Here is a 4,941-nt window from a genome sequence, read left to right on the forward strand (position 1 = left end):
CCAGCATGGCGATGTCCACATCCACCTCAGCGACCGGGACGACCAGACCGAAGGGGTCTGCGATGTGGGCATGGTCACCGCCGCCGCCCTGTTTCCGGTCAGGGCCGGCGAAACCCGGGAGATCACCGCCTCGGTGCCGCTGGCGGACATCCCCGCGCGGCTGCCGCAAGCGGATGCCTGGCAGCGGGAGCGGACCGGCCATGCCCGACTGCAGTGTCCGGAGCCCCGTTACCAGTTTCTCTACGATGCCGCTGTGACCTCGCTGATCCTGCATTCACCGGAGGACGTCTATCCCGGGCCCTTTACCTACAAACGCTTCTGGTTCCGGGATGCTGCCTTCATCATCAACGCCCTGTTGAGCATCGGCCTGACCGGCCGCGCCGAGCGGGCCCTGGCCCGGTTTCCCGAGCGCCAGACCCGCAGCGGCTATTTCCGCTCCCAGGAGGGCGAATGGGACGCCAATGGCGAGGTGCTCTGGGTCCTCAAGCGCTATTTCGACCTTACCAACCGCTCACCGGACCTGCACTGGCTGGGGCCCATTGCCCGCGGTGCCCGCTGGATTCTGCGCAAACGCCTCAGCAACGATCTGGACGCTCCCCACGCCGGCCTGCTGCCCGCCGGCTTCAGCGCCGAGCACCTGGGGCCGAACGATTACTACTACTGGGATGACTTCTGGGGCATTGCCGGTCTAAAGGCGGCAGCCGCCATGCTGGCGGGCCTGAAGGACGAGGACAGCCGGGAATTCTCGGTGGGCGCGGAAGACTTCGAGCGGGCGGTGGATCGCAGCCTGGAGACCTGCCAGGCGCGGCTCAGGCGGCCCGGCATGCCGGCCTCTCCCTACCGGCGCCTGGACGCCGGTGCCATCGGGTCACTGGCCATCGGCTACCCGGTACAGCTGGCCTCGCCGGACGACCCCAGGCTGCTGGACTGTGCCGAGTTCCTGATAGAGCGCTGTTTTGTCGATGGTGCCTTCTACCAGGACATGATCCATTCCGGCCTCAACGCCTACCTGACCCTGCACGTGGCCCAGGTACTGCTCAGGGCCGGCGATAGCCGCTACCTGGCGTTGATGGACGCAGTGGCGGCACTGGCGTCGGACACCGGCCAGTGGCCGGAGGCCATCCACCCCGCCACCAAGGGTGGCTGCATGGGTGACGGCCACCACGTCTGGGCGTCGGCGGAATGGGTGCTGATGATCCGCAACTGCTTCCTGCGTGAGGAGGACGATCACCTGGTGCTGGGCGCGGGGATTCCCGAGCGGTGGCTGGAACAGCGCGAGCCGGTCAGTTTCGGGCCGGCGCCGACTGCTTTCGGGACCGTCACCGTGACCCTGCAGAGCCGGGAAGATGGCTCCGTGCAGGTTCACTGGCGGGGGGATTGGCACCGCAAACAACCGGCGCTGGAACTGCGGGTCCCGGGCTACGAGCCGGTAACGCTGGCGGCCGGCGCCGATACCGACAGCTGCACGCTCAAGGCCACGGCTGGCTGATCCGGCTCAGGTGGCGGCTGGCTGTGCCGGCAGCGGTATCTGGAAGAACACCTGGTTGCGGCCCTGACCCTTGGCGGCGTAGAGCGCGCTGTCGGCGTCCGCCAGCATGCTGCTGAGGCGATCGTGCCTGGGACTGCGATGAACCCCGCCGATGCTGGCGGAAAGGGCCACCGGAACCCCGTCCACCACACTGCCCTCCTGCTCGATGCAGGCCCGCAGGCGCTGGGTCACCGCCTGGGCCTGGTCCTCGGACACTCCCAGCAGGGCAACCGCCAGTTCCTCACCGCCCATGCGACCCACGATATCCTCTTCCCGCAGCTCCCGGGAGAGCAGCCTGCCCACAACCTGCAGGACCCGATCACCGACCCCATGGCCCCAGGTGTCGTTGATCTGCTTGAAATGGTCCAGGTCGATCATCAGCACGGTGAAGGGCGCTTTTCCGATACGGGCCTGCTCGAACAGCACCGCTGCCCGCTTCAGGAAAGCCCGGCGGTTGTAAACCCCGGTCAGTTCATCATAGTCCGCCAGTCTGCGCAGGCGCTGCTCGCTCTGGACAAACGCCAGCAGCGGAAAGCTCAAGGCAGTGCAGGTGGTCAGAAGAATGTGGCTGACCAGGATCAGTTCCATGAGGTGAGATGCCACCAGCCCCGGTGCGCCACTCCAGGCCCAGCCCATGAGTCCCACCTGCAGCAGCATCAGCGCGGCGTGGATGGCCAGGAAACCGCGCAGCAAAGCCGTGGGCAGGGCGCTGGCCAGGCGCACGCGGCCCAGCAGTCGGAAGGCGTGGACAAAGACGATGGCGGTGGCGGCGGCGGTGACAAAACGTGCGATGTCCGGATCCAGCCCCAGGCCGACAATGGTCACAGCCGCCACTGCCACCAACGCCAGCAAGGGCCGGCTGCGTCTGTGCCAGGGCCGCTGGTTCAGAAATGCGCGAATACCGCCTACAATCAGCAACGGCGACAGCATCAGCAGCAGGTGGGCAAAGCCGATGGTCAGCCAGGGCCAGTCCACTAGCTCACGGGCAACAGCGCTGGCGGTGCCCAGGGCGAAGACCAGGCAGGACCAGCCCCAGTAGCGGAAACAGCGCTGACCCGCCCTGAGCCGGCAGATACCCAGCAGAAAACCGCCCAACAGCAGGTTGATGCCAATGGTGATCAGAAACAGGGTGGGAAGGTGCAAGTCGAGCGGCAAGGCCTGGTGTCCCTTCTGGCAAATTCGTTGACCTGTGCGTGGAGCTGATATCCCTGGACATCACAATAGCGAAAGCGCCGGCAAAAGCTGTTGTATCTTTACAGGGACTGTGTAAGCGCACGTGTATGCATAACTGACCAGAGATCCCTGTCCCGTACAATGGGTATTTGGTAGCGATTCGGCCCATAGGCCCGCACCCCTGAACGGAGTCATCCCCATGCAGCCACCCCTTGGCATAATCGAAGGTTTCTACGGCCCGGCCTGGTCCTGGCAGGCCAGAGCCCAGGTGGTGTCACGGTTGGCACGCCACGGTTACGGCTTCTACTGGTATGCCCCCAAGGGCGACGCCTTCCTGCGCCGGCGCTGGCAGGAGCCTCATCCCCCCGCCCAGGCGGCGGAGATGAAAGCCTTCGCCCGCCATTGCGAAAGCCAGGGCGTGGCCTTTGGTATCGGCCTCAGTCCCTACGAGGTCTACCGCCAGTTCGACGGCGCGGCCCGCCGGGCCCTGGCGGACAAGCTGGCGCTGCTGGCGGAACTGGGCGTCCAGCGCCTGGCACTGCTGTTCGACGACATGCCCGGTGACACGCCGGAACTGGCCCAGCGCCAGGCCGAAGTCGTGGCCTGGGTCCAGGCCCACTTGGCGCTGCCGGACCTGGCCGTCTGCCCCACCTACTACACGGACGACCCAGTCCTTGATCGGGTGTTCACACCCCGACCACCGGACTACCTGACACAGCTGGGCAAGCTGCTGGATCAGGGCATCGACATATTCTGGACCGGCGAGGAGGTCTGCTCCCGTGCGGTATCCCCGGCCCACCTGCGCCAGGTCGCAGAACGGCTGGGGCGCCAGCCACTGCTCTGGGACAACTATCCGGTCAACGACGGTGACCGCATGTCCCGCCATCTCCACCTGCGGGGCTTCACCGGCCGGCCCGCCAGCCTGGCGGGGGAGTTGACCGGTCACGCCATAAACCCGGCCCTGCAACCCACGCTCACCTGCATTCCGGCCATCACTCTGGCGGCGAGTTACCGGCTCGGCGACGATTACTGCTACCTGGCAGCCACCCGCGAGGCGGCCATTGAAGTGCTGGGGCCGGAACTGGGCCGACAGGTCTGTGACGACCTGCTGGCCCTGGAGGATGCCGGTCTGGGCCGACTCAGTGATGAACGCCAGGCCCGGTTGCGGGAATGCTATGGCCGTTACGACCATGACGGTGCACGCGAGGTGCTGGCCTGGCTGGCGGGCGCCTATCAGGTCACTGACGAGATGGTGCAGACCCAGTAGGTCCGGCCACCATTCGGCCTGCTGGCTTCACATGCCGGCGAAGCGCTGGCCGGTGGCCTGACTCTGCAACAGCTGCGTCAGGTCCTCCTCCGCCATGGGCGGCGCGAACAGAAAACCCTGGCCAAAATCGTAGTTGAGCTGGCGCACGGTGTTGAGCTGGGCTTGGGTTTCAATGCCCTCCGCCACCACGGCGAGCCCCATGGCGCCGGCCATGTCCCGCACCGAGCGCACCAGGGCACTGCCCACCAGCCCCCCGTCCAGTTCCGCCAGGAAGGACTTGTCCAGTTTCAGCATGGCGACCGGCATGTCCTTGAGCCGGCTGAGAGAGGAGTAGCCGGTGCCAAAATCGTCAATGGCCACTTCGAAGCCGCTGATCCGGAGATCCGCCAGCAGGCTCTCCATGCGATGGCTGTCCCGTTGCATGGCGTCCTCGGTGATCTCGATGGTAATGGCGTTCGGCGGCACCCCCTCCGAATAGACGATCTTCTGGACCCACTCCAGGATACTGGGCTGCCATAGCTGGTTCATGGACAGGTTCAGGGACAACCGCAACTTCGGGTGGATCTGCCGACATCGTTTCAGGGTCTTGCAGGCCTCCCTCAGCAGGCCCTCACCGGCACGGGCTATGAGTCCGGTCTCCTCGAGCACCTGGAGGAATTCGTCCGGTGTGCGCAGTGAGCCGTCGGGCTGGCGCCAGCGCATCAGCGCTTCCACCGACACCAGCTCTCCGGTCTGCAGGTTGACGATCGGCTGGTAGTGAACGCAGAGCTGGTTCTGCTCCACGGCCCTGTAGAGCTGACTTTCCAGCTCCAGGCGCTGGCGCTGGTTGAGCGTCAGGGAAGGCGAGTAGAACTGGAACTGGTCGCCCCCGTTGGATTTGGCCTTGTACATCGCCATGTCTGCCCAGTTGATCAGGTCGCTGGCAAAGCGGGTGTCGGCGGGGAACAGGCTGATCCCCACGCTGGCGCCCAGA

General features: G+C 65.8%; 3 protein-coding genes and 1 pseudogene. 2 read left to right on the forward strand and 2 right to left on the reverse strand.

All coding sequences use genetic code 11. From position 1 onward, the window contains the following. Positions 1 to 1,489: pseudogene (locus tag R3280_RS15935) on the forward strand (hypothetical protein); the annotation flags it as partial. 6 nt (positions 1,490 to 1,495) lie between these two features. Here the strand turns inward: R3280_RS15935 and R3280_RS15940 are convergent. Beyond that, positions 1,496 to 2,683 carry a GGDEF domain-containing protein gene (locus tag R3280_RS15940; RefSeq protein WP_318999597.1) on the reverse strand — a complete coding sequence of 396 codons (1,188 nt, stop codon included), beginning with the start codon at positions 2,681 to 2,683 and terminating at the stop codon, positions 1,496 to 1,498. 217 nt (positions 2,684 to 2,900) lie between these two features. Between R3280_RS15940 and R3280_RS15945 the strand changes: the two genes are divergently transcribed. Next, complete coding sequence (locus tag R3280_RS15945) at positions 2,901 to 3,968, forward strand: beta-N-acetylglucosaminidase domain-containing protein (protein WP_318999598.1); 1,068 nt, start codon at positions 2,901 to 2,903, stop codon at positions 3,966 to 3,968. 27 nt (positions 3,969 to 3,995) lie between these two features. Here the strand turns inward: R3280_RS15945 and R3280_RS15950 are convergent. Continuing rightward, the coding region (locus R3280_RS15950; RefSeq protein WP_318999599.1) for a GGDEF domain-containing phosphodiesterase at positions 3,996 to 4,941 on the reverse strand (946 nt) is incomplete at its 5' end.

Source organism: Marinobacter sp., assembly GCF_033722195.1.
GTDB lineage: Bacteria > Pseudomonadota > Gammaproteobacteria > Pseudomonadales > Oleiphilaceae > Marinobacter.